The organism is Haematobacter massiliensis (assembly GCF_000740795.1).
Taxonomy (GTDB): domain Bacteria; phylum Pseudomonadota; class Alphaproteobacteria; order Rhodobacterales; family Rhodobacteraceae; genus Haematobacter; species Haematobacter massiliensis.
Genome location: NZ_JGYG01000036.1, coordinates 1 through 2,524, shown reverse-complemented (window position 1 = coordinate 2,524; position 2,524 = coordinate 1). Strand labels below are relative to the sequence as shown.

Sequence of the window (2,524 nt, the reverse complement as noted above, 5' to 3'; positions counted from 1 at the left end):
GTATGCCTCCGCGGAGGGCCGCCTGACGGGTTTTGCGTTGGGGTGATAGCTTCGACCTTATGCGCGACCTTAAATTCGAACCCCCGATTGAAGTTATGTCCGCGGCGGATGGTGTCCGCCGGCGACATTGGAGCAATGCAGACAAAGTGCGGATCGTCGAGGAAAGCCTCCACGAAGGTCGGCAGGTCAGTGCCACGGCAAGGCGGCACGGCATTTCGAGGTCTCTGCTGACGGTTTGGCGCCGGCAGTATCGGAATGGAGAATTTGGTGGCGACTGTTTGCCATCCTTTGCCCCTCTGACGGTTTTGGCCGAGCCGACAGGCATGAGATCACCAAGGTCGGTGCCGCCGAACCCGGAAGCGCGGGTAGAGATTGCCCTGAGGAATGGACGCCAGCTTGTTGTGCCGGCCAACGTGGACCCGGAGGCGCTGGCCCGGCTCCTTTCCGTGGTAGATGGCCGATGATCGCGTTTCCGGCGGGAGTGACTGTCTGGATCGCGGGCGGCGTCACCGACATGCGGCGAGGCATGAACACGCTGGCGCTGCAGGTTCAGCAAGGGCTCGGGCGGGATCCGCATGCGGGCGAGATATTCTGCTTCCGAGGGCGCCGTGGCGATCTGGTAAAATTGATATGGCATGACGGCGTCGGAATGTCGCTCTATATGAAGCGGCTAGAGGCAGGGAAGTTTATCTGGCCATCGAGCGGATCGGGCGAAGCGGTTCAGGTATCAGCGGCGCAGCTCGCCTATCTTCTCGAAGGCATTGACTGGCGAAATCCACGTTGGACACAAAGACCCGCAAAGGCAGGATAATACAGCTTTATTTGCAGTTTTTGCGTAGGCCTGCCCCCGTCGGCGTGGTAAGGTCCTGCCATGTCTGGGACCGCCTCCGAGCTCGAACAACTGCGCGCCGCGCTCGCCGCTGCCGAGGGGCGCGCTGCAGCTGCCGAGGCTGATCTCGCACAGGCCCGTGCGGTGGTCTCGACCTCGGAAGCGATGATCGCGGGGCTCAAGCTCGAGATCGCGCTGCTCCGCCGCGACAAGTACGGCCGGAGCGCGGAACGCACTGCCCGGCTCATCGACCAGCTGGAATTGCAGCTCGAGGAACTGGTGGCCAACGCCGCAGAGGACAACGCCCGGGCCGAACAGGCAGTGGGGCAGACACAGGTCGCGGGCTTTGAGCGACGCAAGCCGGTGAAGAAACCCTTCCCCGACCACCTGTCGCGCGAACGGGTGGTGATCGAGGCGCCGACCGCCTGCAGCTGCTGTGGTTCCGGTCGCATCGTGAAGATGGGCGAGGACATCACCGAGACGCTGGAGGTCATCCCTCGGCAATGGAAGGTGATCCAGACGGTCCGCGAGAAGTTCACATGTCGGGCTTGTGAGAAGATCAGCCAGCCCCCGGCGCCGTTCCACCCCGTTCCGCGGGGATGGGCCGGACCCAGCCTTCTGGCAATGATCATCTTCGAAAAGTACGGCCAGCATCAGCCCCTGAACCGTCAGGCAGAGCGGTATGCCCGGGAAGGCGTGGAGCTAAGCCTCTCGACGCTGGCCGACCAGGTCGGCGCCGTGACCGCATTGCTGGAACCTTTGCAGGCACTGATCGAGGCGCATGTCCTGGCCGCCGAACGCCTTCATGGAGATGATACAACGGTACCGCTTCTTGCCCGCGGCGGAACAAAGACCGCGCGGCTCTGGACCTATGTTCGCGATGACCGCCCCTTCTCCGGGACCGCCCCGCCGGCCGTTGTCTTCAAGTTCTCCCGCGATCGGGCGGGCGAACATCCACTTGGGCATTTGAAGGGCTGGCAAGGCATCCTGCAGGCCGACGCCTATGCCGGATACAACCAGCTCTACCAGGGTAATCGCAAGCCGGGCCCTGTTCTGCCCGCGCTATGCTGGTCGCATGCGCGCCGCAAGTTCTTCGAGCTTGCCGATGTCGAGGGCAACATCCGCAAAGGCAAGTCGCCTGAAGACATCTCGCCGATCGCCTTTGAAGCGGTGAAGCGGATCGACAGGCTGTTCGAAATCGAGCGCGAGATCAGCGGCCTTGATGCCGCTGCCCGTCTGGAGGCGCGCCAGCGTCTGTCGGCGCCACTGGTGGGCGAACTGGAAGCATGGCTGCGGTCCGAACGGGCGCGGCTCTCGAAACATGCCAAAGTTGCCAAGGCAATCGATTACCTTCTGTCGACGGCGCATTGGCCCGGTTTTACCCGCTTCCTTCAGGATGGCCGGGTCTGCCTCAGTAACAATTCTGCCGAGCGTTCGCTGCGCGGTGTGGCTCTTGGCAGGAAGTCATGGCTCTTCACCGGCTCCGAGCGTGGTGGCCATCGCGCCGCCTTCATGTATTCCTTGATCGGCAGCGCGAAGCTGAACGGCATTGATCCCCAAGCTTGGCTGGCCGATGTCATCGCCCGCATCTCCGACCTGCCTGTCTCGCGACTGCCCGAATTGCTGCCGTGGCACTGGAGCGCCGAAGACAGCCAAGTCAAGGCTGCCTGACCGCGGTCCCCGCCGTGGGCTTAC

Annotated in this window: 3 protein-coding genes; all 3 read left to right on the top strand. The window is 63.2% G+C overall.

Annotated elements, in window-relative coordinates; all coding sequences use genetic code 11:
- The first annotated feature begins 59 nt into the window (after positions 1 to 59).
- From tnpA to tnpC, 3 genes are read left to right on the top strand one after another with little or no spacing between them, the layout of a single operon-like run.
- Entirely contained in the window at positions 60 to 464 is a 405-nt protein-coding gene (tnpA, locus tag CN97_RS20470) for an IS66-like element accessory protein TnpA (protein WP_084684286.1), read from the top strand.
- Entirely contained in the window at positions 461 to 811 is a 351-nt protein-coding gene (gene tnpB / locus CN97_RS19620; RefSeq protein ID WP_035715275.1) for an IS66 family insertion sequence element accessory protein TnpB, read from the top strand. The genes tnpA and tnpB overlap by 4 nt, the downstream gene beginning before the upstream one ends.
- Before the next feature lie 60 nt (positions 812 to 871).
- The gene (gene tnpC, locus CN97_RS19615) at positions 872 to 2,500 is read left to right on the top strand and encodes an IS66 family transposase (protein WP_035715272.1); all 1,629 of its coding nucleotides are present in this window, start codon (positions 872 to 874) and stop codon (positions 2,498 to 2,500) included.
- The last annotated feature ends 24 nt before the right edge of the window (positions 2,501 to 2,524 follow it).

Coding starts and splice junctions, on each gene's coding strand:
- tnpC (WP_035715272.1), top strand. CDS start 872: ATGTCTGGGACCGCCTCCGAGCTCGAACAACTGCGCGCCGCGCTCGCC.
- tnpA (WP_084684286.1), top strand. CDS start 60: ATGCGCGACCTTAAATTCGAACCCCCGATTGAAGTTATGTCCGCGGCG.
- tnpB (WP_035715275.1), top strand. CDS start 461: ATGATCGCGTTTCCGGCGGGAGTGACTGTCTGGATCGCGGGCGGCGTC.